This is a genomic window from Sphingobacterium sp. UBA6317 (assembly GCF_002440385.1).
GTDB classification, from domain to species: domain Bacteria; phylum Bacteroidota; class Bacteroidia; order Sphingobacteriales; family Sphingobacteriaceae; genus Sphingobacterium; species Sphingobacterium multivorum.
The window spans coordinates 70,360-95,508 of the sequence record NZ_DJTD01000014.1 but is presented as its reverse complement, the minus strand read 5'-3'; the positions used below and the strand labels follow the sequence as shown (position 1 = coordinate 95,508).

Genomic DNA, 25,149 nt, shown 5'->3' with positions numbered 1-25,149 from the left:
TGTACTTGGTAGGACGGATACGTATAAAAAAAGCCCCTTTGTGTCATACAGAGGAGCTTTTAAGTACGCCAATCAGGATTCGAACCTGAGACCGTCGGTTTAGAAAACCGATGCTCTATCCAGCTGAGCTATTGGCGCGTCGTTTTCGGTAATGCAAAAGTAGACATTTGTGTTATATTTCCAAAATATCACTGACTTTTTTTTGTGGTTTTTCAATAACTGATTGCTTTTCAATAAGATTATTTTATTGATCTAGGTCAAACAAATTGAATAAAACTGCTGTTAACTTTGTGTTGTTAAACAAATAGAAAAAAACATAAAATTATGGCACAAGGAAAATGGGAACTAGACGCTGCACATAGCGAGATAGAATTCAAAGTAAAACACATGATGATTACAAACGTTAAAGGAAACTTTGACAGTTTTAAAATAGATGTTGACGCCGAGGGCGAAGATTTTAAAAATGCCCTTGCGAAAGTTGTTATTGACACGGCATCGATTAATACACGTAATGAGCAACGTGATGGTCATTTAAAAAGTGCAGATTTCTTTGATGTAGAGAAATATCCAGCAATTACATTTGAAGCAACGAGCTTGGAGAATAATGAAATTAAGGGAAATTTGACAATTCGTGACGTTTCTAGACCGGTGTCTTTCGACTTGGAATTTGCGGGTATCCAAAAAGATCCTTGGGGAAATACGAAAGCTGGATTTATTGTAGAAGGCAAAATCAAACGTTCAGAATTTGGCCTTAATTGGAATGCGGCGTTGGAAACAGGAGGGGTAATGGTAAGTGACGAAGTAAAATTTAGTGCTGATATTCAGTTTATAAAAGCTCAATAAGCGCAATATATAAAATAAAATTTGGTGGGAGTGTGAAAATTCGTACTTTTGTCGCGGAGAGTTGGCAGAGTGGTCGAATGCGGCGGTCTTGAAAACCGTTAACTGTCACAGGTTCGGGGGTTCGAATCCCTCACTCTCCGCCAGGTGCAAATTTAAAGTTTTTAAAAAGCACTAAAAAATAGATAAATCCTGCAAAATCAATGATTTGCAGGATTTTTTTGTTTATGGGAATTACTAAAATTTTCAAAAACACTCATAATTTTTGTGGCACATTCGTGGCACATTGGAGTTTTGAAAAAATGTGCCACGAAATTCAGTATAAACAATTGATAATCAACATGTAAATCTGCTTAACGACTTGACTTAAAGAATCTTTGGTTCGATTAAATGTAAAAATATTGAATTGTACGTCAGGAGCAAAGGGCATCATAGAAATTCATCTAAAGAAATGAATAGGTAGAAAAAAAATCTATCTTTGTAGTCTGTTATACTATATCTAACATATTATCTGCGTCTTAACTAAAAAAGACATGCTCGAAAAAGAGCTATAACTGCATGAAATCTTTTGACTTTCAGTGCACAGATAATTGTATCCCCATATTTTATTAAATCACAACCGAAAAATTGATTATCAAATCGATTGGTTTATCATTTTACGATGTTATAGCATTTAAAATGCTTATTATACAAGGAATATAATGAATAGTAAACAATTAATAAGTAGAGAAATAGAGTTATTCTACGATAAAGTATCGGAAGAAACCAGACTTGATAAGGGAATGGGAGTATTTGAGTTTGAAAGAATAAAATCACTTATTGAAAAATACATCATCTCTTCACCATTAACCATAATTGATATCGGTGGTGGCACAGGGAAGTATTCGGAATGGCTTGCAAAGAAAGGACATCGAGTTCATTTGGTAGAGCCCGTTACAAAACATTTAAAAATAGCCCGCGACAGAGCTAATAAATTGAAAAACAAATTTGCTGTGCACAAAGGAGAATCTCGAAAATTAGAGTTCTCAAATAATTATGCCGACCTTATTATACTACACGGTCCACTTTATCATCTTCAAGAGAAAGAGGACCGGGATTTAACCATTTGTGAAGCCAAACGAGTTTTGAAAAACAACGGCGTTATATTGGGTTTTGCCATTAATTATACTGCATCCACTTTGGTAGGTCTTTTAAATGGGTTAATCCACAAAAAGTCATTTTTTGAAATGTGTAAGGAAGAACTAACACTTAGCAAACATAATCCGCCCCCTGATTTCCCTTGGCTTTTAGCAGAAGCATTTTATCATAGGCCCGAACAATTAAAGAATGAATTTTTAAATCAACAATTAACCTATTTAAATACGTACGCAGTTGAAGGTATGGCATGGTTGGACAAAGACTTTTTTGCCAATATGCAGAACTACCAACGGCGGAGAGTACTCATGGAGCTTATTCAAATTACTGAAAATGATAGCTGCCTTCTTCCGTTCAGCCCACATATGATGATAGCGGTACAAAAAACATATAACCATGGAAAATAAAGACAAATATTACTGGGCACTAATAGACAATGATGGTCAACTAAACGAAATTGATCTCGGAGAAAAAATGGGATTGAACGAAAACGAAACCAACGAAATAATTGTACAGCTTTTGTCTGAATATAAAATTGAATATACAGCAATCAGATCCTGCAATTACAGCCCGACGAAAAGAGCGAAGAGAATGAAGAAAAATTAACCGCTAATGTATTTTTCCTAGGAGCTGTTACTGCAATAGTCTGTGTTGCCTTTAGTCTGGCAAGGCTCGTCATGACGATAATTGCGGCTTTGCTTATTGGTGGATTTTACGCTGAGATTGTATTTCGAGGGATCAATTTGATACGTAAGGAATATAGCGATTGGGAGCGCGAAATCCTAATAACTTTTGTAAATTAGGAAAGCAGCAAAAGACGTTGTCTGTTGACAACAGATAACGTTTTTTTTTTTTGATTATATACTTATTAACGTTTAAAGGAACAAGATATGGGCGGAAAATTGATCCTACAGTTCTCACTTTTGGTCGGACAGCTATTCTTAGGAGAAAGCTGTACCCATAACTCACATCGGGTGACGGCAGAAAATACTAAAGATGAGATTACAGCAGTGTCAATTTCTATGGTTGGCGGATTTACAGTAACACCTTCAAAAGGTTATACGATGAAGATAACAAGAGATAGTATTTATTGTCTGTTTTCTGCAATTGATACAGCGCAGAGTACCCTAAAATCATATGTCAACACGGAAGATAAATGGAACTTGTTATTGGATAAAATTGATTTGGAAAAATTTATTACCGCTAAAGAAGAGGAATCGCGTCAGCCATACGACGGAATAGATATAAAAATAAGCATTACAACAAAAAAGGGGCAATATGTAAAACTGAATGCTGACGATAACCCTAGCTGGAATCGTGTATATAGACAATTGGAAGAATATTTTCCCCCACAAGCATATGGAAACAAAAAATTAGACAATTGAATCAACTAAAGACTGTACAGCTTATAGTAGCTTTTTGTAACTTAGTTTACTTTCCTTTTTTGCTGTAGAAATAGCGAAAGAAAATTTTTTGACATGTATAATCAAGGCAAATAAAATATAAATTACCATGGATGAGCAATTCAAACAGCAGGTATATGAGGTTGCAAAGCTGATTCCGAAAGGAAGAGTGACGACCTATGGGTCGATAGCAAAAGCCTTGGGCTATCCAAATCATTCGCGACATGTCGGAAAGGCTATGGGAGGATGTCCCAGTGATGTACCCGCCCACCGTGTTGTATCCAGTGGCGGCACGCTCGCAGTGCCTGAATTTCAAGAACGGCTTGAAGCCGAGGGGCTTGTTGTCAATAATTTACGGATCAAGGACTTTAGAAAGCTGTTTTGGGATCCGATGGACGAAATAATCGATTAATGTAATACTATGAAATACTGTGCTTTTCTACGCGGCGTCAATGTGAAGGGAACCAATATGAAGATGTCAGATGTCAGTCAGGTTTTTAAGGACGCCGGTGTAACGGACGTTACTTCGGTACTGGCTTCTGGAAATATTGTTTTTTCGTCGGACAAAGCGCCCGCCTCGCTCAAGCAGTTACTAGAGGATTCCATGTCGGCATATTTTTCTTATGAAGCTTTTTTGTTCATCCGATCACAGGAAGAAGTGGAATTGCTGCAGGCAAATATTCCTTTTGAAATACATACAGACTTCCATGTCTATGCTTTTGTAGGGACAACAGGTGTCGAAACAATACTGATGGATGAATTCAGCAATTCGACACATGTGCCGGGAGAGAAGGGAGAAATTGTCGATACGGTCTTTTATTGGCGCGTACCCAAGGGCAATACCTTGGATTCCAGCTTCGGAAAGGTGTTGGGGAAAAAGAATCTGAAAGATAAGATGACAAGCCGGAATATCAACACCTTTGAAAAGATATTGAAAAAAATGGGTTAATTAACGGAATGAGCCCGGTATTATCCGGGCTCGTTTTTAGTTTATGGAATTCAGCCATGCGTGAAGTAGTTCCTCGGATGAAAACTTTTATGGCATTGATCTTAATCAATCTCAGCCGATTTAGCCCAGATGTTAATATGGCCGTCTTTTGCATAAAGATCAATTTCGTGAATTTCTTCCGGGCTAAACGTCAGATTCTTCAGCGCACCCACGCAATCAATGACCTGTTGTGGTCTTGAGGCGCCAATTAGCGCCGATGTAACTTGCTTCTTGCGTAAAACCCATGCTATAGCCATTTGTGCCAGTGATTGCCCTCTACGCTGTGCAATTGCATGTAAGGCCTGGATGTTCTTTTGATTTTCTTCATTCAGAAATTTTGTCTGAAGTGATTTGGATTGCGCCGCACGGCTATTCTCGGGGATATGCTGTAAATATTTATCGGTGAGCATGCCCTGTGCCAAAGGGGAAAAGACGATAGAACCAATGCCTATCTCATCCAAGGTATCGAGCAAGCCATCGGTTTCTACCCATCTGTTTAGCATAGAATAGCTAGGCTGATGAATAATAAAAGGTGTGCCCAATGATTTCAGGATTGCATGGGCTTCTTTTGTGCGTTGCGAATTATAGGATGAAATACCGACATAAAGCGCTTTTCCGCTACGGACAAGCTGATCTAGCGCCAGCATGGTCTCCTCCAAGGGGGTATTGGGGTCGAAACGATGTGAATAGAAAATATCGACGTAATCGATACCCAGGCGTTTAAGTGATTGCTCACAGCTTGATATCACATATTTACGGCTTCCCCATTCTCCGTAAGGCCCATTCCACATGTGATATCCCGCTTTTGATGAAATAATCATCTCATCGCGTAAACCGTAAAATTGTTCTTTTAATATTTGTCCGAAGGCCCTTTCGGCACTTCCTGCAGGCGGACCATAATTGTTTGCGAGATCGAAATGGGTAATTCCCAGGTCAAACGCTGTTGTGCAAATATCAACTTTCGTTTGATGGGCTGTGTCGTCACCGAAATTATGCCACATTCCCAATGAGATGGCAGGCAATAGAAGACCGGATTGACCACAACGATTATAGATCATATCTTGATATCGGTCTGGATTTGCTGTATACTGCATAGTCTTGAATAGTTTTAATCCAAACTAAGATAAATTTACGCTTATTTGCAAGTTTTAATTCCATACCATGGCTGTAATTTTTTAGTGCAGGAAAAGTTTTGAAAGTATCCTGTACAGATATTCTTCGAGAGCATTTGGAAAACTGCCGCTCAATGTCTTTCAAAAATCGAAATTTAATGTATTTTTATATGAAATCTAAGAAAACGATTAATTCATACGATGAGGAAAATTCTAACCATCCTAAGCTTTGTTTTTATTGTATTGGGGAATTGTTATGCCCAATCAAAACATTTACTTTTCAAGACTGATTTTGGCGATTTTAAAGTTGTACTTTATGATTATACCCCCAATCATCGCGATTTGATGTTGCGATCTATTCGGGATACGGTCTATCAAGGAGCATTGTTTAATCGCATTATCGAAAATTTTGTTGTGCAGGGCGGAGAGCATGATATCGATATTGAAAAACGTGAGGCGGCAGATCCTCTTCATAGAAAACCGCGATTGGCGGCAGAGTTCGATGACCGGGCGTATCATAAAATAGGTGCCTTGGGTGCAGGACGGGATGGAAACCCCGCAAAAGCATCTTTTTTGAATCAGATCTATTTCGTGGTCGGAAAGAAAATCACGGCAGCAGAACTGGATAGTCTGGAATTGAAGAAAGGGATAAAATATACTGCAGCACAACGTCAGGAGTACTTGGCTCGTGGCGGACAGCCAAGACTTGATCACGATTTTACCGTTTTTGGCGAGATTTATGAGGGATTAGAGGTGATCATGAAAATCAGTCGGGTAAAGACGGATAAACAAGATTTTCCACTTCATAATGTGCCTTTTAAGATTGTCGAAATAAGTAAATAAACTTAACAGTCGGAGCAATATTGATAAAAAAAGGGCAATTAAGCCCTTTTTCTATTTGCGGTGTTGATCAAATTCTTCTTTAAGCTTCTGATAACGCTCTTTCCACTCGTCTGGCAGCTTGCTCGGGATGTCTTTGAGACTTTTCAGCTGAAATGCAAAGACACAGGCTGCAAAGCCCACCGTACTTATGGCCATTCCGGTCCATATGACCAGCGAAAAACCTGCAAATAGCGGATTCCAAAGTAAGATAAAGCTGAAAATAATGCCTAAAATGGCAAATAATAAATTCCAGCCCCAAGATTTACTGCCGTAATTTTTGAGGTCAAAAGAAAAGGATAGCAACTGAAAGGATTTAAAGAGCGCATAAAAGCCTACAATAAACGCCAACGTGCTGGCTGAAAGCAACGGGTTGGCAATCAGTAATATGCCGAATAGGGTATAAAGAATCCCTCCGGTGAGGTACCAACCCCAACCGTCCACTTCATCTTTGTTCTGCACGGCAAAGATAATTTCCAAAATACCGGAAATAATAAATGACCATGAAAATAGAATCGCTAATGTGAGAAATGCGGCAACAGGTGTGTAAATGGTATAGAACCCCAAAAGAATTAATAGAATGCCGATAATCAATGGAATATACCAGTGCTTGATGGATGATCTGATTGTTTTAAAAAATGAATTTGCCATAATAATGAGTTAAGATGATGCAGTATTGTCGATAAAAAAGCCCCATTAATTACTTAATGAGGCCTTACATATATAAAACTGATTAAATTAGGCAAAAGGAAAATGTACTAGATCTTTCCAGTCTCTTTTAAAAGTTTGTAATATGCATACACAATATTGATTTCAGCATTTGTGTATTTCAATTCCGCTTCAAGTTTTGAGTTTGAAGCATCCATGATATCGACGATCAACGCCAATTGGTTCAAGTACTTTTTCTCAATAATACGATAGTTCTCATCTGCAAGAGCTTTATTGTACTCCAGCGTCTTGCGTTGTGAGTAGGCCTCATTGTATTTAATGTATGCAGTATTAACAGCGACGCTGGTTTTTTGTTTCAGAGCACTTGTGTATTTTTCGTTCTTTTCAATTTGTAGATCATTTAGTTTAAGCTTTTTTCCTGTCGTGTAGATGGAAGAAATCGTATAATTCAGGGAGATACCGGTATTCCAGGTATTCATATACTTGTCGATCACCGGCATCACATTGGTGATAGGTTTCACAAGACTGTTTCCCGCGAATAGGCTGAGGGCAGGGGATCGCTCTGATTTTGTAATAGCCTTTTCTGTCAGTAAAAGTTCGGTTTCCTTGGCCGCAAGTTGTAGACCGGGACTGGAAACGTAAGCGTCTTGTTTTAAGCTCGCGAGGTCTGCCAGCTGAAAGCTGCTGTTTAATAGTTTGTCATCCGGCTCAATTACTGTGCCCTCCGGTAGCCCTAATGCGACTATAAGCTCGTCATTCAGGATTTTCCGATTATTCTGAATCACCTCTTTGGCTAACTCCAACTCGGATATTTGCAATTGGTTGCGGATAACATCATTTTTGGTGATCATGCCCTGTTTATATAATTTTTCCGTCAGGTCCAGTCTCTTGTGCGCAAGCTCAATATTTTGATTGTAGACAGCTTCTTGATTTTTCAGTTTAAATAGATCAAGGTAATAGCCTAAAACCAAAATTTTAATGTTCTGTTCTTCATTCTTATGGTCCAATTCAGCCAGTTCTTCGCCCAGCGAGGATGCTTTGATGCTATTTTTTACGACACCGCCCTTCCAGATAAGTTCTTTCGCTTCCAATGCATAGTTGTTACCGAAATGGGGTAAAGGGACTTTTTCCGACCCCGAAAGGTCTTTGTCGATCAACGCAGCGTTGCCGAGGTAAAAAGCCGATGCTGAAGCACTGATTTCGGGAAGCCTTCTTAATTTTGCAACTTCCGTTTTTTGTTGGGCGATACTTACGGCCGACGCCGAAACAATAAGATTTGGGTGGTTATGGATAGCAAGTTCGAACAGTTTTTCAATTGATATTTTTCGGCTGTTTATGCTGTCTTGACCGTATGTTTGATTGCAAAAGAATGTAAAGAAGCATAACGTCAAGTAAAAACCTATTTTTCGGGCTCTTGACTTTGTATTCATGGTATTTAACTTTGTTTATATATGTGCTACAAAGTTAGCATGCCCTGGGGTGACAAGAAATGTTTGATTACTGCTTTATGATGTTCAATTGGTAACAAGATTTACCTGTTGTTCACGAAATAGCTTAGGTGTTATGCCGACATGTTTTTTGAAAAACTTGCTAAAAGCATATTGATCTGAAAAATTAAACTCTTGTGAGATCTGGTTGATTGTTTTGGTAGAAATGGTGAGCTGCGCTCTAGCTTCTGTGACTAGCCAGTTACTGATAATTTCCGAGGGCGATTCTTGTGTAATCTCCTTGACGCTGATCGACAGGTATTTGATGGAGATGTGGAGGCGGTCGGCGTAGAATGCGAGATCGCGCTGCGTTTTGTAGTGATCGGCGATAAGTTGTAAAAAATGGACGGTAATTTCTTCCTTTCTCTTGTTGCGTGCCTTTCCGGAGCTTTCACCAGCAGTATAGATCACATCGGCCAAAAGGTAGATAATCGCCATAAAAATATTGATATTGGCTTTTTGGAGGAAATCCTTCTTCAGATCGATTGGTTTTTTACGGTTGCTATGTAAAGTGGTTAACAATGTCCAAATAGCTTCAAAATCGTTGGCGGCAGGAGTAAAGGGTGTGGAGCGGTTGGAATTAATTAATCGATAAGCATCGTACCGACTGATTGACAAGCGTATTCGGTTGGAAAAATTCCTGTCATAATGGAGTATTTTAAAAACAGCATTGGTACTGATTGTCGTAAAGCTATAGTACTTATTGTATCCGATAAACAGGATGTTACCGGCTTGAAGGTCGGTGGGCGTACCATTGCTATTGACCTGCATAGAGCCTCTATACAGCAGTATACACGTCGTCCATAAGGGGTGATAGTAGTAGTCTTCTCCCTTCGCAGGAAATTCCGATTGATCTATAAGTTCTATTTCATTCATTTTTTCAATGAAAAGGTACGGAATATTTTAGGCAACTTGGTCACTACGGTAGTAAAATATGTTAAATGTATTCAGGAAACGAGAATCAGTTTCTTTGGTACTGGAAGCTCAACAATATAAGATTGGAGGAGCAGCCCAAGAGCGACTCCATCAATCCTATATTATCACCTTTAAAAAGCGACTTTTTTAGGGTCCGATCCGGAAAACCCCATTTCAGGTAAATCGAGGATAGTTTTGATATCGCTTGCTGTCAGCTCAAAATCGTCGATCACTAAATTTCTTTTAATATTATCGGGATTGGTTGATTTTGGCAGCGGCAAGATACCCTGAGATAAAGCAAATTTGATACAGAGTTGTCCAACACTAGTATTCTTTTCCTTAGCCAAAGCAACGAGTGTTTCATCCTGTAATATTCTGCCCGAACCCAGGGGTGACCAAGCCTGAACAAGGATGTCACTGGATTGGCAGAGTGCCACAGTATCTTGCTGAAGGTAACCCGGATGAAATTCAATTTGGTTCACTGCAGGGATGATTGTCGCTGACTCCAATAATTTGGCGAGGTAGTCTTTGGGGAAATTACTCACGCCGATCGCTCTAACTTTCCCCTCTTTGTACAGCTGCTCAAAAGCCCGCCAGGTATCGGCGTTGATGTCAGACCAGTTTGCAAATTGCGTTTCGTTGGCAGGCCAATGAATCAGGTAAAGATCAAGGTAATCCAATTGTAGAGCGCTGAGCGATTTTTCGAATGCAGCAATAGTCTTATCGTATCCACGCTCGGTATTCCAGAGTTTTGTTGTAATAAACAGCGAATTACGATCGATACCACTGTCTTTTATCGCTTTTCCAACACTTTTTTCGTTGCCATATATGGCCGCAGTATCAATATGTGTATACCCAGCGGCAAGTGCTTCTTTAACTGCCTGATAAGCTTCGTCGCCCTCAGGAATTTGCCAGGTTCCAAATCCAATTGCCGGAATTTCAATTCCATTGTTCAATTTGAATGTTTTCATTGTAAGTCGTGTTTTTATGTTGAGCTAAAATAGGATTTCGCCTGTAGTATCTGGTCACTGAAATGTCAAGAGGAAATACTTTTGGGTAGAGGAGGGGCGACTTATTCTGTATTGCCAAAATATATTTATTTTCACAATTTTATTGTCAAAAGGGGTGCAATTCCTCGTTAATTATGGCATTTATTCTTATCTTTAGGCGAATTTTTGAGAAATTCAGATTTTTCAATGATTTCACATAGCATTAAAAATTAAACATATTTCTAATAGATTACTATGTCAAACAAATCAAAAATTGTTTGGACAAAAACAGATGAAGCTCCTTTATTAGCGACTTATTCGTTTTTGCCTATCGTTCAAGCGATTACAGCTACAGCTGATATCGATGTTGAATTGAGAGATATCTCTTTAGCAGGCCGTATTCTTGCTAGCTTTCCAGAATTTTTAAAAGAAGATCAAAAAATTGCTGATGCATTGGCTGAGTTGGGTCAGTTGGCAACAACTCCTGAAGCAAACATCATTAAATTACCGAATATCTCCGCCTCGATTCCGCAGTTAAAAGGTGCTATCGCTGAATTACAGCAAGCAGGCTACGCTGTTCCAAACTATCCTGATGAAGCGACAACAGAAGAGGAAAAGTCAGCTAAAGCGAAATATGCCAAAGTATTGGGTTCTGCGGTAAATCCTGTATTGCGTGAAGGAAACTCAGATCGCCGTGCGCCTAAAGCGGTTAAGAACTATGCAAAAGCAAACCCACATAAAATGGGTGCTTGGGCGAAAGATTCTAAAACAAAGGTTGCGTCAATGACTTCAGGTGATTTCTATGGCTCAGAGCAGTCTGTAACCGTAGAAAATGAAGGCCAATTTAAAATTGAGTTTGTTGATGAGCAAGGTGCAGTAACAGAATTAAAAGGACTTTCGCCATTGAAAGCGGGTGAAGTTATTGATTCTTCAACGTTGAGTTTAACAGCATTGAAAGCTTTTGTAGCAGATGCTATCGCTGAAGCGAAAGCGGCAGGGGTATTGTTGTCTGCACATTTAAAGGCAACAATGATGAAAGTTTCTGATCCGATTATCTTTGGTGCTGTTGTTGAAACTTATTTTGCAGATGTTTTTGCGCAATATGGCGATTTATTCAAAGAGCTGGGTATCAATAAAAATAACGGCTTAGGTGAGGTTTATGCTAAAATCGCGGGCCATGCAAAAGAGGCTGAAGTGAAAGCTGCTATCGACGCTGCTATCGCAAACGGCCCTGCTTTAGCGATGGTAAATTCGGATAAAGGCATTACAAATTTCCACGTGCCTTCTGATGTTATTATTGACGCTTCTATGCCAGCAATGATCCGTATTGGTGGTAAAATGTGGAATAAAGACGGTCAAGAAGAAGATACTATTGCGATGGTTCCTGATCGTTGTTACGCTGGCGTTTACGAAGCTACAATTGAAGACTGTAAGGAGCATGGTGCCTTAGATCCTAAAACAATGGGTTCTGTGCCAAACGTAGGTTTGATGGCGCAAAAAGCTGAGGAATACGGATCTCATGATAAAACTTTTCAAGCTGCAGGAAACGGCGTTATTCGCGTGGTTGATGCTGCAGGAAATGTTTTCATGGAGCAAAAAGTGGAGACAGGTGATATCTTCCGTATGTGTCAAACGAAAGATGCACCAATTCAAGACTGGGTGAAATTGGCTGTGAATCGTGCTCGTTTATCTGAAACTCCAGCTATATTCTGGTTAGATGAAAACCGTGCACATGATAGAGAAATCATCAAAAAAGTAGAAAAATACCTGCCAAACTTTGATACAACTGGTTTGGATATTCGTATTTTATCTCCGATTGATGCGACGAAATTCTCTTTGGAACGTATTCGCAAGGGCGAAGATACCATTTCAGTAACTGGTAACGTGTTGCGTGATTATTTGACGGATTTATTCCCGATCTTAGAAGTGGGTACATCAGCTAAAATGTTGTCTATTGTTCCATTGATGAATGGTGGTGGTTTATTTGAAACAGGTGCTGGTGGTTCGGCTCCGAAACACGTAGAACAATTCCTTCAAGAGGGTTACTTGCGTTGGGATTCATTGGGTGAATTTTTGGCGCTTGGTGCTTCTTTGGAACACTTGTCTCAAACACAGAATAATCCAAAAGCGCTTGTATTGGCGGAGACCTTGGATGAAGCAACAGAAAAATTCTTAGCGAACGATAAATCTCCGGCACGTCGAGTTGGTCAGATTGATAATCGCGGATCACATTTCTATTTGACACTATACTGGACTCAGGCTTTGGCGGCACAGACAAAAGATGCTGAATTGGCAGAGAAATTTGCAACTGTTGCAACGGTGTTGACAGATAATGAAGCGAAAATCAATGAAGAACTGATCGCTGCACAGGGGCATGCACAAAACATCGGCGGTTACTATTTCCCGAATGATGAATTGGCTGCTAAGGCAATGCGTCCATCTGAAACATTAAATAATGCAATTTCTAGCATTTAAGCGGTAATTGTTTTCATAAAAAAAGAAGCCCAGTTCGATTGATCTGGGCTTCTTTTGTTGTTTGCAAAAACGAGTATTTTTGCTATTTTAATGGATACTTGACACCTGTAAAGGTCATCTTAACAGGTATGATATGTCCATTTTTGTCAAATTTCATTTCTTCGATACAGGTGACGCGCTCATTGGCTCCATCTTTGCCAAGTGGTCTACGGTGGTAGACTATAAAATACTTGTCTTTGTTGGGCACTTTGATGACTGAATGATGTCCGGCGCCAACAGCGACTTCCGGATCCCGTTCCAATATTGTCCCGATGCGCTCAAAAGGGCCAAAGGGCGAGTCGGCGATGGCATAAGCGACTTTGTAGTCGGGGCCTGTCCAGCCACCTTCCGACCACATGAAATAATATTTTCCATCTTTTATAAACATAAATGGTCCTTCGACGTAATCCTTAGGGGTGATTTCCTTGTAAAAGGTCCCGTCATCAAAAGGGAGCAAGCCTGTGAAATCAGGTTTCAGTTTGACCATATTGCAGTGCTTCCAACCGCCGTAATACATATAGAAAGTACCGTCTTTATCTTTGAAAACAAACTGATCTATCGGCTGAGCGCCATTGATAATATCGTTGATTAAGGGTTTGCCCAATAGGTCGGTATAAGGGCCTTCTGGCTTGTCGGCCACAGCGACCCCAATGCCTCCGATCTCTCCCTGATGCACATCATTGGCTCCGAAAAACAGATAATACTTACCCTTATTTTCCAATACTGCAGGTGCCCACATGGCTTTTTTCGCCCATTTAACGTTGCTGTTCTCCAAGATACGGCTATGTTTTGTCCAGGTGGCCAAGTCGGAAGATGAAAACGCGTCGAAGAATATCTGCTCTTCATAAGGTGCCGAATAGGTCGGGAATATCCAGTATTTATTGCCATAGATAATACCTTCAGGATCGGCATAGTTTCCCTTGATGACAGGGTTCTTCTGGGCAAAAAGTGTCGCGGTTAAAAGTAAGGCTGTTGATGTTAAAAATGTTTTAATCATTGTATCGGTTTAAACCTGTAAGATACAGGATAAATATGGATCGGAATGAGTCAAAATGAATCATTTTTATGCTCATTTATCTCATTATTTTTTGAAATGTTAAAATTTTGTTAAAATATTATTGTGCTTTCGATTGTTTCCGATTTATTTCACATATTTGTTTATGTCATTTCCAAATGGCATAAATACTTTTCATAAAATAGGTTAATAATATGGCTAAGATACCCAAAGTCTCCCAGACTTTGGGTGTTTTTTTATTCCCGCTCTAACCCAAAAATCATGACTAGTTTTCTGTCGTTGTATAAATTTAAGGTTTGTTCGGCTATGTCAAATTGAATTTGTTTTTGTTCAAAAATTTGGAAAAAGTCATTTTCGATATTTTGGCCATTGCAGGCACGCATGGTGCTTGCTAGGTGTATAAAGCTGATTTTGTCCCCTTTAATAGTGAAATTTCCCCAAAAATTGTTGCATCCCGTTGTTCCGGTAATCGTGCCATTTCGGGCATCGAACCCGATGCTTGATTTGCTGTCGGTGACATCCTTTCCATTTAACTGAAGTAAATTCCATTTAAAACGAGCCAGAAATGCGGCCACACTGGGCAGTTCATTTGTACGTTCTTTTGAGACAACTTCAATTAAGCTGTATCTGATGGTCTCTGTATCTTTTTGTTTCGTTTGTTTTACCCGAATGCGGTAACGGTAGCCCTCTTGGTAATCGAAACCTTGAATGGTTGCAGCGAGGTATTCCCATTTATTTTTTTTATCAGATTTTATCTGCAGACACTTCAATTTACCAAGGTTCTGAGCATTTACGTAGTTTTCTCCAACTTCCCATGTGTCTACGGCCGTCTCTTCCGATAATGATTTTGTGATCGTTTTGGCTAAGCTGTATGTTGGACGTGAACCGTTTTGACGTTTGAGGATCTTGATGTCATATTCAAATTTGGGATCATAATCAAATTGGCGTATCTCGGTATTGAATTTCTCCCAATCTTTGCTGTTGTAGTACTTGACAAGATAGGGGGGTGTTTGTCGAAGACCTGATTTTACTTTTACACGAAATGAAGAATTCTGCGCGAGTAGGCTGTGACAAGGAAATAAGAGTGTTAAAAGAAGGAGTAATGAACTGTATGTGGAAAGCTTCTTCATAATTGGAATGTAAATATCAATAAAAACGTATCTTTAAACATGAATATTGCACGATTGAATCTGTGCCTGCTGTTTATATTTTCGCTGTTAAGTTTGCAGGTGTACAGCCAAAATAGGAAGGATTATTTTAAAACGCAAATTGCTCTTGGGGAACTGACTGATCCACAATTGAAGGAAGTGTCGGGTATTACACCGGCATATCAGGAGGGTAATTTTTGGGTACACAATGATAGTGGTGACGGTGCAACTATTTATTTAATTGATCGTCAGGCCAAACTACTGAAAAAATTTTCACTTGAAGGAGTCTCTGTCGTCGACTGTGAGGATATCGATCGGGTGAAAATTGGAGATACCTATTTTCTCGTCCTCGCGGACATCGGAAACAACGCCGGGAAAAGAACCTGGACATGCCTGTATGTATTTCCTGAGCCTCAGGCCGATGATCCTGGGCTTATTCCGAAGAAGTCCATTCGGGCTATCTTTCTTAAATTTCCCGGCCAGCAACGGTTAGATGCCGAATCGATTATGATTGATCCAATTGACAACATGTTGTATGTTATATCTAAACGTGAATTTCGATCGACTGTTTATAGCGCCGCTGTATTTACAAATGTTAAACAGCAATATTTTACCTTAAATAGGATAGCAGAGCTGCCATTTACTTTTGCTACGGCTTCTGCTATAGATCAGACAGGTACACAACTGCTTGTAAAGAATATTACCCATATTTTCTATTGGCAGAGAAACCGAAGTGAATCCTGGAAGCAGGTATTGCAACGAAAGCCAGCTATTCTGCCTTATCAGGTAGAGCCGCAGGGGGAAGCAATAGCTTTCGATAGCAATGGAACTGGATTTTATACAATTAGCGAGCGTCCATTTGGTTTAAAATCCTATCTTTATTTCTTTGAAAGAAATCAATACATTTATGATAAACACTAGACCTATTTTCAGTTATTCGATGCATAATTTTCATCAAACCGATCCTATCAAAAGCGGCCTATTTTGTCTGGCCGGTATTAGACAGCTGTTAATTGCATTCACTTTATTTTTATGCACACTCACGAACTCCTATGCTGCCAAAGTTGATACCCTGTCCATTCAGAGCCCGTCTATGGGTAAAGCAATTAAGACAGTTGTAATTCTACCGCAAAATTACTCGAGCAAAATCAATTATCCCGTCCTTTACCTATTGCATGGTTATTCCGGTAATTATAGCAATTGGGTTAAAAATTCAAGTGTAAGCGCATTGGCAGATCAGTATGGTTATATGGTGGTTTGTCCCGATGGCGGTTTTGGAAGCTGGTATTGGGACATCGCGAACGATAAAAACTACCAATATGAAACCTTTGTGTCCAAAGAGCTGATCGATTATGTAGATCAGCATTATTCAACGATCAAAGATCGGAGCGGAAGGGCTATTACGGGGTTAAGTATGGGTGGGCATGGCGCGCTCTCGCTGGCCATAAAACATCAGGATAGCTATGGCGCTGCAGGAAGTACGGCCGGTGGGGTAGATTTTAGACCTTTCCCCCTAAATTGGGAAATTAAAGATCGCATAGGGAATTATGCTGATGTACCGCAAGAATGGGACGATCGTGTTGTTATGAATATGGTTCCCAAATTAATCAATAATAAACTTCGCTTAATCATCGATTGCGGTAAGGAAGATTTTTTCTACACGGTGAATGTTGCGCTGCATGATAAATTGATGTACCATAATATAAATCATACCTTTGTTACAAGTGAAGGTGGACACAATTGGGAGTACTGGTCTCGGTCAATTGTTTATCAAATGGCTTTTTTTAAGGGATATTTTGATCAAGCGAAGAAAAGTGAAAAGAAAAATGGATAAATATTTGGCATAAATGAATAAAATGCTATTTTTGTTAAACAGAGACCTTAACTAACAAATTATAAACTTATTATTAAGCCTTACAAATTGTAAGGCTTTTTTATTATTTTCAGCAAAATTTTGACTTCACTTGATTATGTTTAAACCTATAAAGGTTGTTTTTTGTCTTTCTTCCATTTTGTTCTGCGCGCAGCAAGCGTATAGTCAACAGTCTAAATCTATTTCGGGGTTTGTTAGGGACAGTATCAGCGGTGAGAATATTATTGGTGCCGTGATACGAAACGATGCGGAGAAAAAATCCACTGCGTCAAATAAATATGGTTTTTTTAGCTTGTCTGTCCGTGATGGCAGCAAAGGGATAGAAGTATCGTCGGTAGGCTATCGAACAAAAGGATTTTCTGTTTATCTGGATAAGGACTCCACTTATATTATTCAGTTGGTACCTGAGGAAAATCAGCTCGCCGAGGTTACCGTGACCGGAAATAGGCGCAAATCAATAAAGGATCTAACGCCTGGGCTTACGCAGTTTAGCCCTAAAGAAATCGAAAAAGTCCCTGTACTATTTGGAGAAAAAGATATTCTCAAGACCATTCAGCTATTTCCAGGAGTAACCAGTGGTGGCGAAGGAAGCAGCAATTTTTATGTGCGTGGTGGTGGTGGCGACCAAAACCTGATTTTGCTGGATGAGGCTCCTGTCTATAACAGTTCCCATCTGTTCGGTTTTTTCTCGACCTTTAATTCCGATGCGATCAAAGACGTGAATTTCTACAAGGGTGGGGTTCCGGCTCAATATGGGGGTAAAATTTCGTCGGTTATGGAAATAACCACCTTGGATGGAAACAATCAGCACTTCAACGTAGAAGGTGGCTTGGGGCTTATCGCCTCGCGTCTTAAATTGGAAGGACCTATTCAAAAAGGCAAGAGCTCATTTATGATCTCCGGCAGACGTACTTATGCGGATCTTTTCTTAAAACTTTCAAGTGATGAGAATATTAAGAAGAGTGCGCTCTTTTTTTATGACCTCAATGCAAAGTTTAATTATCGCATCAATGATAAGAATACACTTTACTTGTCTGGATATTTCGGTAAGGATGCAATGGCTTATCATGATTTGTTTGATTTCAATTGGGGAAATGCGACTGGAACCATGCGTTGGAACCATGTCTGGAGCAATAGGTTGTTTAGCAATACTACGCTTATTTTTAGTAAATTCAATTATCAGGTTAAGATTGAGGATGATAATAACTTTAAGATCCGCTCAGATATCTTTAATTACAATTTTAAGCAAGATTTTCAGTACAATCTTTCGGACCGTCACAATCTAAAATTTGGATTGCAGGCAGCCCTGCAGGAAATCCGACCGGCAAGTATCGAAGCGGGGGAAGATTCGAAGGTGAATTCATTGCAAATTCAACATCGTAAGGGTGTTGATGTTGCTGCATATCTAACCGATGACTGGTCAGTTACCGACCGTTTAAAATTAAACTTTGGACTGAGAGCATCCGCTTACGCGGCATTGGGACCGGGAACATTTTATACTTTCGATCCTGCTGGCGAGGCCGTGGATTCTACCTATGTAGGAAATGGCAAGTTGGGTAAAAAGTACGTCTATCTGGAGCCTCGCATTTCCTTAAACTACGCGATCAATGATTTGACAACGGTAAAGGCTTCGTTTAATACCAATGTTCAGTATTTGCATCAACTGAGTAATACGACCAGCAGTCTTCCTACCGATCAATATGTACTGAGCAATAATACAATTAAGCCGCAGTTATCCAATCAGTATTCGCTGGGTTACTTTCGGAATTTTGCATCCAACAGATATGAATTCTCTGTTGAAGGTTATTATCGAGATTTAAAGAACCAGATTGACTATAGGAATGGCGCCGATCTACAGGCAAATGAATTGCTGGAAGGGGAATTGCTGTTTGGAAAAGGTAGAGCGTACGGCATTGAATGGTTTCTGAAAAAGAGACTGGGGCGATTTAGCGGCTGGCTGAGTTATACTTTATCCAAAAGTGAGCGCCAATTTGAACAGATCAATGATGGTGCGTGGTTTAGTGCGCGGCAGGATAAAACCCATAATATAGCCTTTGTGGCGCAGTATCAGTTAAATCCGAAGTGGAATTTGAGCGCCAATTTTGTCTACTATACAGGTGACGCCGTAACGATGCCCGCGGGGAAATATTTTGTTGACGATCGTACGATCTTCTATTACGATAAAAGAAATGGGCAGCGGATGCCAGCTTATCACCGCCTGGATTTGGCAGCAACTTATGATATTAAGCGAACAAAGAATAGCTACTCGAGCTTGTCGTTTGGTCTCTACAATGCCTATAACCGAAAAAATGCCTATTTGATCGACTTTAGAGAAAAAGAAGGACAATCCAATGTCACCGAGATTTATCGGATAGCATTATTTGGAGCGATACCATCGATTACGTGGAATTTTAAATTTTAGCAAAGTATGAAGAAGATATTAGGAGTTATAGCTGTTGCATTATTTACTTTAGGGAGCTGCGAAGACAAAATAGATTTGGAACTGCCCGAAAATACAGGTCAATTGGTTATCACCGCAGATTTGATGGTTTCGGATCAACAGCATGAGATTAGTATACAGCAGGTTGTAAGTATTAAAGACTCGCTGTTTTCTCCGATAACAGATGCAGAAGTGATCGTTAAGAATATGCAAAATAATCGCACTTATACGTTTCAAGCGGGGGCTGACGGGCTGTATACCAATAAGACATTACGGTTACAGGAGAAGGTCACTTACCAGTTGCAGGTAAAGACCGCTGATGGAAGGGAGATCCAAGGGGTATCAAAGGTTCCCAGCTATGTGGATGTGGATTCTATAGGGCTTTCACAGCGCATTATTTTTACTGATACCATTTATTATCCAACTCTCGTATTTGTTGACCCCCCGGAAAAAGGGAATTATTATAAGTATAAGATGTCGGTGAATGGAGGTAAACTACGTTTTATTGATGTCTTTAACGATAAGTATAACAATGGCTTAGAGGTGCAGCATGATATTGTCGACCGCGATAGAGATTTGAAAGTTGGTGATCGTGTGCGTATCCTACGTCAATGTATCGATGTAGGTGCCTACAATTACTGGAATAGTTTTCAAATGATTAATCCTGGTTCGGCTTCGCCATCTAATCCGATTTCAAATTTAAGCAACAATGCATTGGGGTATTTCAGTGTCAGTGTAGGTAAATATTATGAATCTGAGGTGACGTTTGCTAGAAGTAAACCTTAATCTATTCTCGAAAGCTGATAGTTATTTTTTAATAGAAATTCTATTGTTTTAGGGAGAACATATTCGACACGGGGAATGGCTTTGATATTATCATGAAAAATAATAACAGAGCCATTTTTAATGTTGGGCAAAACGTTTTCGAGGCATTTCTGGGGACTTAAATTCGGATCAAAATCACCCGACATAATATCCCACATGATCACACGGTATTTTTTATAGAGTTGACGGAGTTGGGATTTTGTTGCTCGGGCATAAGGCGGGCGAAAAAGATCGGTTTGGGTCAGTTCCTGGCATTTTGCAACATTTGCCAAATACTGCTCATCATTTGTCTCCCAGCCTTTGAGGTGATTGTAAGTATGGTTGCCCACCTGATGTCCTTCCGCTAAAATTCGTTGAAACAAATGTGGATTTTTTTTAATATTTTCACCAACACAAAAAAATGTTGCCTTCACCTGATATTTTTTTAGGATATCGAGTATAAAAGGTGTAATTTCAGGAATTGGACCATCGTCAAAAGTAAGATAGACTTTTTTTTCATGACGTGGCATGTTCCATATTGATTTGGGATATAGCCATCTAAGGAAAAATGGAGATTTGACAAAATACATAACCGATAAATGAAGTTCAAATCTAAAAAAAAATGTATGGTTCTACATATGGACATGAAAAGATTTTATTATTCTGCAGTAGTATTTACTGGGTTATTTCTTGGAACTAATGTTTTGGTTCAAGCCCAACAGGTTGTGGGGGTGGCCGAGGCCATTCGTATGACATTGGAACGGAACGTACAGATAAAGCAAGCGGCCCTGAACAAAGATCTTGCTGAGCAGGACCTGTTTCAGGCAAAAAGTAATTTGTTGCCAAACCTGAGTGCTACTGTGGATCAAAGTTTCCGTTATGGTTTTGGTTTCGATTTAACTTCTGGACGAATCGTTAATAACACTTGGACAAAAGGAACCAGTGGCTCCGTGGGATCTAGTGTCAACTTATTTCAGGGTTTTCAGCAGGTCAATCAGATCAAAGCGAATAAATTGCAACTGGAGTCTACAGCGACTCAGGTAGATAAGATCAAGAATGATCTCGTGCTCAATGTGTTGGTGAATTATTTGGAAGCAATTACCAATCATGAGATGATGGTTGCCAGTGAAGATCAGATTGCTTTATCAAAGCAACAATTTTCTTTGGACTCCATCCAATTTGCAGTTGGTAATAAAACAATTGCCGATCTTGCTAAGTCAAAAAATCAGGTTGCCACAAATGAACTGAACAAAGTTAATCTAAAAAATTCATACGAAATGTCTTTGTTGACCTTGAAGCAGTTGATGGAAATGCCTCCTGAAACCGTTATTTCTTTGGAACGCCCGAGTCTGGAAGCCATATTGGTTCATGCAGTGGATAAGAATGCCGTGGATGTTTACCAAAAAGCGCTCACCTTACAGCCCGATATTCACAAATCTGCATTGGATAAAGAGGTGGCATTGAAACAAATCGATATCGCGAAGGGAGGCTATTATCCTACACTCAATCTGAATGTGAGTTATGGAACGAATTACTCCTCTGCAACGACAAGACAAACCGATCCCTTAGATCCTGCAACTCTTTTTAGAGTGCCCTTTGGCCAGCAAGTATCGGATAATAAGTCATTTTTCACAGGTTTATCACTGGCCATTCCAATTTTTTCGAGAAATCAGAATAAAGTGAATGTGGCCAAGGCAAAGATTGGTTTGAAACAGGCGGAGGCATCCGAGCAGTTGGCAAAAAATAACTTAAACAAGGCGGTTAATCAGGCTGTATTGGATGTGAATGCGGCCAAACAACGCTATAGCTCGGCTACTGTAGCATTTGAAAGTGCTGAAACAGCATTCAAGGCAACAAAGGAGCGTTATGATATTGGTATGGCGAATTCACTGGAATTGTTTACAGCTCAAACAGAACGAAATAAGGCCGAATTTGACCTTATTCAAGCAAAATATAACGTAATATTCAGATCGAAGATCATCGATTATTACCTTGGAAATCCAATTCAATTCGATAACAATTAATCTATTTGAACTAACAAAAGAAATGGCAAAGAAAAAACGTAGCATTGGAAAAATTATACTGATCATCGTAGTGCTCTTGGTGGTCCTTGGCTTCATAGGTTTTAAAGCTGGCTGGTTTGGAAAGGGAGAGATTACTAAAGTCGCTGTAGATGTCGTAAAGGAGGCCGATGTCGATGAATTAGTTTCTGCGAGTGGGAAGATTCAGCCTGAGGTGGAGGTTAAGTTGAGTTCGGAGGTATCTGGCGAGGTTGTTGAGCTTAACATTAAAGAAGGTGATTTTGTTAAAAAAGGACAGGTGCTCTGTCGCATCAAACCTGATATTTTGCAGTCTGGTTATGATCGTTCGGTTGCGGCAATGAATTCACAGCGGGCCAATCTCGCAGCTGCACAACAGCAATTAAAACAACAAGAAGAAAACTTCAAAAATGTTGCCGCTACCTATAAACGGAATCAGGAGCTTTTCGAAAAACGTGTTATTTCTGCTTCAGAAATGGATAAAAGTTCTGCCGAATATTTTGCTGCACAGGCTTCTATCCAAGCACAAAGGGAAACGGTACGTTCGACAAAATATGGCATTGATCAATCACAAGCGTCAGTAAAAGAAGCACAGGATAATTTGAATCGGACGACAATCTATGCGCCCTCAGATGGTATCATCTCGCTCTTGTCTATCGAAAAGGGAGAGCGTGTTGTTGGAACGGCGCAGATGGCAGGTACAGAAATTATGCGTATAGCCAATATGAGCTCGATGGAGGTTAATGTCGATGTAAATGAAAATGATATTAATAATGTAAGGGTAGGGAATCAAGCTGAGATCGAAGTCGATGCTTTTAAGGATAGGAAGTTTAAAGGTGTTGTGACGGAAATTGCTAGCTCGTCTAAAAATATAGCAACAACAACGACGACGACATCATCGACAGATCAGGTAACAAATTTTAATGTAAAAGTGCGCATCAGTGCAGAATCGTATCAGGACTTGATGAAAGAGAACGTTGCATCGCCATTTAAGCCAGGGCTTTCAGCAACCGTTCAGATATTTACAAAACATGATAAAGGGCTGGTTGTTCCGATTCAATCGGTAACTGTGCGTTCTGATGATAAAGATTCTACCAATACAAATAAGAAAGTGGAGGAGTATGTATTTGTCCTAAAAGATAAAACGGTTAAGCAGGTGTTGGTAAAGACCGGTATTCAGGATGATAAAAATATCATCGTTACCTCAGGGCTGAAAAAAGGGGATGAAGTGGTCTCTCGGCCATTTGATGCTATTTCAAAAACTTTAAAGGATGGTAGCCAAGTTGAAAAAGTGGACAAGTCAAAGTTATAAATCTCTTTGTAGATAATAATTAATAAAAAGGGAATTGTTTTTAATAATTCCCTTTTTATTTTCCTTATAATTTATTAAATTTAGATATCCCAATTTTTAGCGGCTTATGAAGAGGCTATTGGCTTATTTTAAATTTAATAAAACAGAACAAAATGGGTTTTTCATTATTTTGGTAATCATTGTGTTGTTTGTGACGATCTATGCTTTGATTAAAAGCAATACGCGCGATCCAATTCCCAATCAGGCCAAATTATTTGAACAATCCTTTCATGACTCTCTTGAGGTCTCTGGTCCGGTAAACAAACAGGAGGTCGAGGCAACCTATTCGACTAAAGACAAAAGCGCGGGGGCAATATCTGAACATTCGGTTTTGGAAGAGACCAAACTATTCTATTTTGATCCAAACAATTTACCACACGCTGATTGGCATAAGTTGGGGCTTTCTGATAAACAGATTGCGGTCCTGAAAAACTATGAAAAAAAAGGTGGAAGGTTTAGGGTAAAAACCGATCTGAAGAAAATTTACTCGATCAATGGCCGACTTTACAACAGATTAGAGCCCTACATTCAAATCAAAACAATGCCTGATTCAGCGCGAACAAAACAACAAAATAAAGCGCCTTTGCTTTACGATAAATTTGAAAGAAATAAAGCCGAGCTTATCGATATTAATACCTGTGATACCACAGCATTAATCAGTCTTAAAGGGATAGGTTCGGTTCTATCCAAACGCATTTTGAAATATAAAGAGGTTCTTGGTGGATTCTACCGCATAGAACAATTAAAGGAGGTTTATGGAGTTACAGCCGAGACCTATGACCAGATTAAAGACTATATTGTTGTAGCCAATTTAGATGGAATCAAAAAAATCAATATTAATAAGCTTGATGCAAATTCATTGGCCAAACATCCGTATCTTAGCCCTAAAGATGCGAAACTAATCGTCAATTATAGGGATCAGCATGGAAGTTATGTCAATATTGAGGACTTGACAAAAATAGGAACACTTTCAGATCTTGCGATTGCGAAGATTGCGCCTTATTTAATATTTGAGAATGATTCAAGATAAATTGAAACTGGAAATCCGGGATATTGTGGATTTTCCTAAACCTGGTATTGTCTTTAAAGATATTACCCCTTTGTTGAAAGATGCGGCATTGTGTAGCGAAATGGTTGATGCGATTATTGATCAATTGCAAGGCATAGAGATAGATGCTATTGCTGGAATTGAGAGTCGGGGTTTTCTATTTGGATTTTTACTTGCCAATAGGCTGGGCTTGCCTTTTATTCCAATCCGAAAACAAGGTAAATTGCCTTTTAAAACCGTATCTGAATCGTATGCACTGGAATACGGCCAGGCAACCATTGAAATCCATGAAGATGCTTTTGAAAAAGGAAGCCGTATATTGGTTCACGACGACCTTTTAGCGACAGGGGGTACCGTCGTTGCCGCCAGTAAACTTATTGAACGACTTGGTGGGGAGATTGTCGCCTACAGTTTTATTATCTCTTTGGATTTCCTTAAAGCGAAAGGACGGTTATCTAGGTTCAGTGATAATATCTTTTCATTGGTAAGTTATTAATTTTG

At 39.5% G+C, this 25,149-nt stretch carries 24 protein-coding genes and 2 tRNA genes; 17 read left to right on the top strand and 9 right to left on the bottom strand.

Translation table 11 applies throughout. The features are described 5' to 3' along the window. Window positions 1-64: 64 nt before the first annotated feature. Window positions 65-138, bottom strand: a tRNA-Arg gene (locus B3E92_RS04065). A gap of 186 nt (window positions 139-324) precedes the next feature. Here B3E92_RS04065 and B3E92_RS04060 point away from each other — a divergent pair. From B3E92_RS04060 to B3E92_RS04030, 7 genes are all read left to right on the top strand, one after another. Continuing rightward, the gene (locus tag B3E92_RS04060; protein WP_046676084.1) at window positions 325-843 is read left to right on the top strand and encodes a YceI family protein; all 519 of its coding nucleotides are present in this window, start codon (window positions 325-327) and stop codon (window positions 841-843) included. Between the two features lie 55 nt (window positions 844-898). Then, window positions 899-986, top strand: a tRNA-Ser gene (locus B3E92_RS04055). 555 nt (window positions 987-1,541) lie between these two features. Beyond that, the gene (locus B3E92_RS04050) at window positions 1,542-2,381 is read left to right on the top strand and encodes a class I SAM-dependent methyltransferase (protein ID WP_286895476.1); all 840 of its coding nucleotides are present in this window, start codon (window positions 1,542-1,544) and stop codon (window positions 2,379-2,381) included. Beyond that, a complete protein-coding gene (locus B3E92_RS04045; RefSeq protein ID WP_112374677.1) occupies window positions 2,371-2,580 on the top strand; it encodes a hypothetical protein in 210 nt (69 codons plus the stop codon). Before B3E92_RS04050 ends, B3E92_RS04045 begins: the two co-directional genes overlap by 11 nt. A gap of 284 nt (window positions 2,581-2,864) precedes the next feature. Continuing rightward, the gene (locus B3E92_RS04040) at window positions 2,865-3,359 is read left to right on the top strand and encodes a hypothetical protein (RefSeq protein ID WP_286895474.1); all 495 of its coding nucleotides are present in this window, start codon (window positions 2,865-2,867) and stop codon (window positions 3,357-3,359) included. Between the two features lie 127 nt (window positions 3,360-3,486). Continuing rightward, entirely contained in the window at window positions 3,487-3,789 is a 303-nt protein-coding gene (locus B3E92_RS04035) for an MGMT family protein (protein WP_112374679.1), read from the top strand. A 9-nt stretch (window positions 3,790-3,798) separates the two neighbouring features. Further along, window positions 3,799-4,326 carry a DUF1697 domain-containing protein gene (locus B3E92_RS04030; protein WP_070560882.1) on the top strand — a complete coding sequence of 176 codons (528 nt, stop codon included), beginning with the start codon at window positions 3,799-3,801 and terminating at the stop codon, window positions 4,324-4,326. A 101-nt stretch (window positions 4,327-4,427) separates the two neighbouring features. Here B3E92_RS04030 and mgrA read toward each other — a convergent pair whose 3' ends face one another. Beyond that, a complete protein-coding gene (gene mgrA, locus B3E92_RS04025) occupies window positions 4,428-5,459 on the bottom strand; it encodes an L-glyceraldehyde 3-phosphate reductase (RefSeq protein WP_204991172.1) in 1,032 nt (343 codons plus the stop codon). Between the two features lie 219 nt (window positions 5,460-5,678). Here mgrA and B3E92_RS04020 point away from each other — a divergent pair, with 219 nt between their 5' ends. Continuing rightward, window positions 5,679-6,320, top strand: coding sequence for a peptidylprolyl isomerase (locus tag B3E92_RS04020; RefSeq protein ID WP_115048508.1), 642 nt, complete (start codon window positions 5,679-5,681; stop codon window positions 6,318-6,320). Between the two features lie 51 nt (window positions 6,321-6,371). Here B3E92_RS04020 and B3E92_RS04015 read toward each other — a convergent pair whose 3' ends face one another. The 4 genes from B3E92_RS04015 to B3E92_RS04000 form a co-directional block, all read right to left on the bottom strand. Then, window positions 6,372-7,007: an HdeD family acid-resistance protein gene (locus tag B3E92_RS04015; protein ID WP_046676237.1), complete on the bottom strand. Its 636-nt coding sequence runs from the start codon at window positions 7,005-7,007 to the stop codon at window positions 6,372-6,374. Window positions 7,008-7,114: 107 nt separating this feature from the next. Then, window positions 7,115-8,455, bottom strand: a complete 1,341-nt coding sequence (locus B3E92_RS04010) for a TolC family protein (RefSeq protein ID WP_112374681.1) — start codon at window positions 8,453-8,455, stop codon at window positions 7,115-7,117. A gap of 84 nt (window positions 8,456-8,539) precedes the next feature. Beyond that, entirely contained in the window at window positions 8,540-9,388 is an 849-nt protein-coding gene (locus B3E92_RS04005) for a helix-turn-helix domain-containing protein (RefSeq protein WP_286895471.1), read from the bottom strand. 170 nt (window positions 9,389-9,558) lie between these two features. Next, window positions 9,559-10,398 (bottom strand): aldo/keto reductase, encoded by an 840-nt coding sequence (locus tag B3E92_RS04000; RefSeq protein WP_286895470.1) that lies wholly within the window; start codon window positions 10,396-10,398, stop codon window positions 9,559-9,561. 273 nt (window positions 10,399-10,671) lie between these two features. On the opposite strand from B3E92_RS04000, the gene B3E92_RS03995 reads away from it, so the two are divergent. Further along, window positions 10,672-12,891: an NADP-dependent isocitrate dehydrogenase gene (locus B3E92_RS03995; protein WP_046676239.1), complete on the top strand. Its 2,220-nt coding sequence runs from the start codon at window positions 10,672-10,674 to the stop codon at window positions 12,889-12,891. Window positions 12,892-12,973: 82 nt separating this feature from the next. Here the strand turns inward: B3E92_RS03995 and B3E92_RS03990 are convergent, their stop codons facing one another. Together B3E92_RS03990 and B3E92_RS03985 are read right to left on the bottom strand one after the other, a co-directional pair. Continuing rightward, entirely contained in the window at window positions 12,974-13,927 is a 954-nt protein-coding gene (locus B3E92_RS03990) for a glycoside hydrolase family 43 protein (RefSeq protein ID WP_139144861.1), read from the bottom strand. Between the two features lie 254 nt (window positions 13,928-14,181). Continuing rightward, window positions 14,182-15,075 carry a DUF4377 domain-containing protein gene (locus tag B3E92_RS03985; RefSeq protein ID WP_286895469.1) on the bottom strand — a complete coding sequence of 298 codons (894 nt, stop codon included), beginning with the start codon at window positions 15,073-15,075 and terminating at the stop codon, window positions 14,182-14,184. A gap of 39 nt (window positions 15,076-15,114) precedes the next feature. Here B3E92_RS03985 and B3E92_RS03980 point away from each other — a divergent pair, with 39 nt between their 5' ends. The 4 genes from B3E92_RS03980 to B3E92_RS03965 all read left to right on the top strand — a co-directional run bounded on the left by B3E92_RS03980 (window position 15,115) and on the right by B3E92_RS03965 (window position 20,192). After that, a complete protein-coding gene (locus B3E92_RS03980; protein ID WP_286710506.1) occupies window positions 15,115-16,014 on the top strand; it encodes a hypothetical protein in 900 nt (299 codons plus the stop codon). Then, entirely contained in the window at window positions 16,001-16,927 is a 927-nt protein-coding gene (locus B3E92_RS03975; RefSeq protein WP_312743373.1) for an alpha/beta hydrolase family protein, read from the top strand. Before B3E92_RS03980 ends, B3E92_RS03975 begins: the two co-directional genes overlap by 14 nt. A gap of 136 nt (window positions 16,928-17,063) precedes the next feature. Continuing rightward, on the top strand, window positions 17,064-19,388 hold the full coding sequence (locus tag B3E92_RS03970) for a TonB-dependent receptor (protein ID WP_286895468.1): 2,325 nt from the start codon (window positions 17,064-17,066) through the stop codon (window positions 19,386-19,388). A 6-nt stretch (window positions 19,389-19,394) separates the two neighbouring features. Then, a complete protein-coding gene (locus B3E92_RS03965) occupies window positions 19,395-20,192 on the top strand; it encodes a DUF4249 family protein (RefSeq protein ID WP_112374687.1) in 798 nt (265 codons plus the stop codon). Here B3E92_RS03965 and B3E92_RS03960 read toward each other — a convergent pair. Further along, window positions 20,189-20,740 carry a polysaccharide deacetylase family protein gene (locus B3E92_RS03960; protein ID WP_376746068.1) on the bottom strand — a complete coding sequence of 184 codons (552 nt, stop codon included), beginning with the start codon at window positions 20,738-20,740 and terminating at the stop codon, window positions 20,189-20,191. The genes B3E92_RS03965 and B3E92_RS03960 overlap by 4 nt on opposite strands. A gap of 114 nt (window positions 20,741-20,854) precedes the next feature. On the opposite strand from B3E92_RS03960, the gene B3E92_RS03955 reads away from it, so the two are divergent. The 4 genes from B3E92_RS03955 (at window position 20,855) to B3E92_RS03940 (ending at window position 25,144) form a co-directional block, all read left to right on the top strand. After that, window positions 20,855-22,234, top strand: a complete 1,380-nt coding sequence (locus tag B3E92_RS03955) for a TolC family protein (RefSeq protein WP_159332923.1) — start codon at window positions 20,855-20,857, stop codon at window positions 22,232-22,234. Between the two features lie 22 nt (window positions 22,235-22,256). Then, window positions 22,257-23,561, top strand: coding sequence for an efflux RND transporter periplasmic adaptor subunit (locus B3E92_RS03950; RefSeq protein WP_070560902.1), 1,305 nt, complete (start codon window positions 22,257-22,259; stop codon window positions 23,559-23,561). Window positions 23,562-23,667: 106 nt separating this feature from the next. Next, the gene (locus B3E92_RS03945; RefSeq protein ID WP_070560859.1) at window positions 23,668-24,630 is read left to right on the top strand and encodes a helix-hairpin-helix domain-containing protein; all 963 of its coding nucleotides are present in this window, start codon (window positions 23,668-23,670) and stop codon (window positions 24,628-24,630) included. Further along, window positions 24,617-25,144, top strand: a complete 528-nt coding sequence (locus B3E92_RS03940) for an adenine phosphoribosyltransferase (protein WP_046676245.1) — start codon at window positions 24,617-24,619, stop codon at window positions 25,142-25,144. Before B3E92_RS03945 ends, B3E92_RS03940 begins: the two co-directional genes overlap by 14 nt. Window positions 25,145-25,149 lie beyond the last annotated feature (5 nt).

Coding starts and splice junctions, on each gene's coding strand:
- B3E92_RS04045 (WP_112374677.1), top strand. CDS start 2,371: ATGGAAAATAAAGACAAATATTACTGGGCACTAATAGACAATGATGGT.
- B3E92_RS04020 (WP_115048508.1), top strand. CDS start 5,679: ATGAGGAAAATTCTAACCATCCTAAGCTTTGTTTTTATTGTATTGGGG.
- B3E92_RS04030 (WP_070560882.1), top strand. CDS start 3,799: ATGAAATACTGTGCTTTTCTACGCGGCGTCAATGTGAAGGGAACCAAT.
- B3E92_RS04050 (WP_286895476.1), top strand. CDS start 1,542: ATGAATAGTAAACAATTAATAAGTAGAGAAATAGAGTTATTCTACGAT.
- B3E92_RS03985 (WP_286895469.1), bottom strand. CDS start 15,075: ATGAAGAAGCTTTCCACATACAGTTCATTACTCCTTCTTTTAACACTC.
- B3E92_RS03940 (WP_046676245.1), top strand. CDS start 24,617: ATGATTCAAGATAAATTGAAACTGGAAATCCGGGATATTGTGGATTTT.
- B3E92_RS03970 (WP_286895468.1), top strand. CDS start 17,064: ATGTTTAAACCTATAAAGGTTGTTTTTTGTCTTTCTTCCATTTTGTTC.
- B3E92_RS03990 (WP_139144861.1), bottom strand. CDS start 13,927: ATGATTAAAACATTTTTAACATCAACAGCCTTACTTTTAACCGCGACA.
- B3E92_RS04060 (WP_046676084.1), top strand. CDS start 325: ATGGCACAAGGAAAATGGGAACTAGACGCTGCACATAGCGAGATAGAA.
- B3E92_RS03955 (WP_159332923.1), top strand. CDS start 20,855: ATGAAAAGATTTTATTATTCTGCAGTAGTATTTACTGGGTTATTTCTT.
- B3E92_RS04005 (WP_286895471.1), bottom strand. CDS start 9,388: ATGAATGAAATAGAACTTATAGATCAATCGGAATTTCCTGCGAAGGGA.
- B3E92_RS03995 (WP_046676239.1), top strand. CDS start 10,672: ATGTCAAACAAATCAAAAATTGTTTGGACAAAAACAGATGAAGCTCCT.
- B3E92_RS03950 (WP_070560902.1), top strand. CDS start 22,257: ATGGCAAAGAAAAAACGTAGCATTGGAAAAATTATACTGATCATCGTA.
- B3E92_RS03945 (WP_070560859.1), top strand. CDS start 23,668: ATGAAGAGGCTATTGGCTTATTTTAAATTTAATAAAACAGAACAAAAT.
- B3E92_RS03960 (WP_376746068.1), bottom strand. CDS start 20,740: ATGCCACGTCATGAAAAAAAAGTCTATCTTACTTTTGACGATGGTCCA.
- B3E92_RS04010 (WP_112374681.1), bottom strand. CDS start 8,455: ATGAATACAAAGTCAAGAGCCCGAAAAATAGGTTTTTACTTGACGTTA.
- B3E92_RS03975 (WP_312743373.1), top strand. CDS start 16,001: ATGATAAACACTAGACCTATTTTCAGTTATTCGATGCATAATTTTCAT.
- B3E92_RS04000 (WP_286895470.1), bottom strand. CDS start 10,398: ATGAAAACATTCAAATTGAACAATGGAATTGAAATTCCGGCAATTGGA.
- B3E92_RS04040 (WP_286895474.1), top strand. CDS start 2,865: ATGGGCGGAAAATTGATCCTACAGTTCTCACTTTTGGTCGGACAGCTA.
- B3E92_RS03965 (WP_112374687.1), top strand. CDS start 19,395: ATGAAGAAGATATTAGGAGTTATAGCTGTTGCATTATTTACTTTAGGG.
- B3E92_RS04035 (WP_112374679.1), top strand. CDS start 3,487: ATGGATGAGCAATTCAAACAGCAGGTATATGAGGTTGCAAAGCTGATT.
- B3E92_RS04015 (WP_046676237.1), bottom strand. CDS start 7,007: ATGGCAAATTCATTTTTTAAAACAATCAGATCATCCATCAAGCACTGG.
- B3E92_RS03980 (WP_286710506.1), top strand. CDS start 15,115: ATGAATATTGCACGATTGAATCTGTGCCTGCTGTTTATATTTTCGCTG.
- mgrA (WP_204991172.1), bottom strand. CDS start 5,459: ATGCAGTATACAGCAAATCCAGACCGATATCAAGATATGATCTATAAT.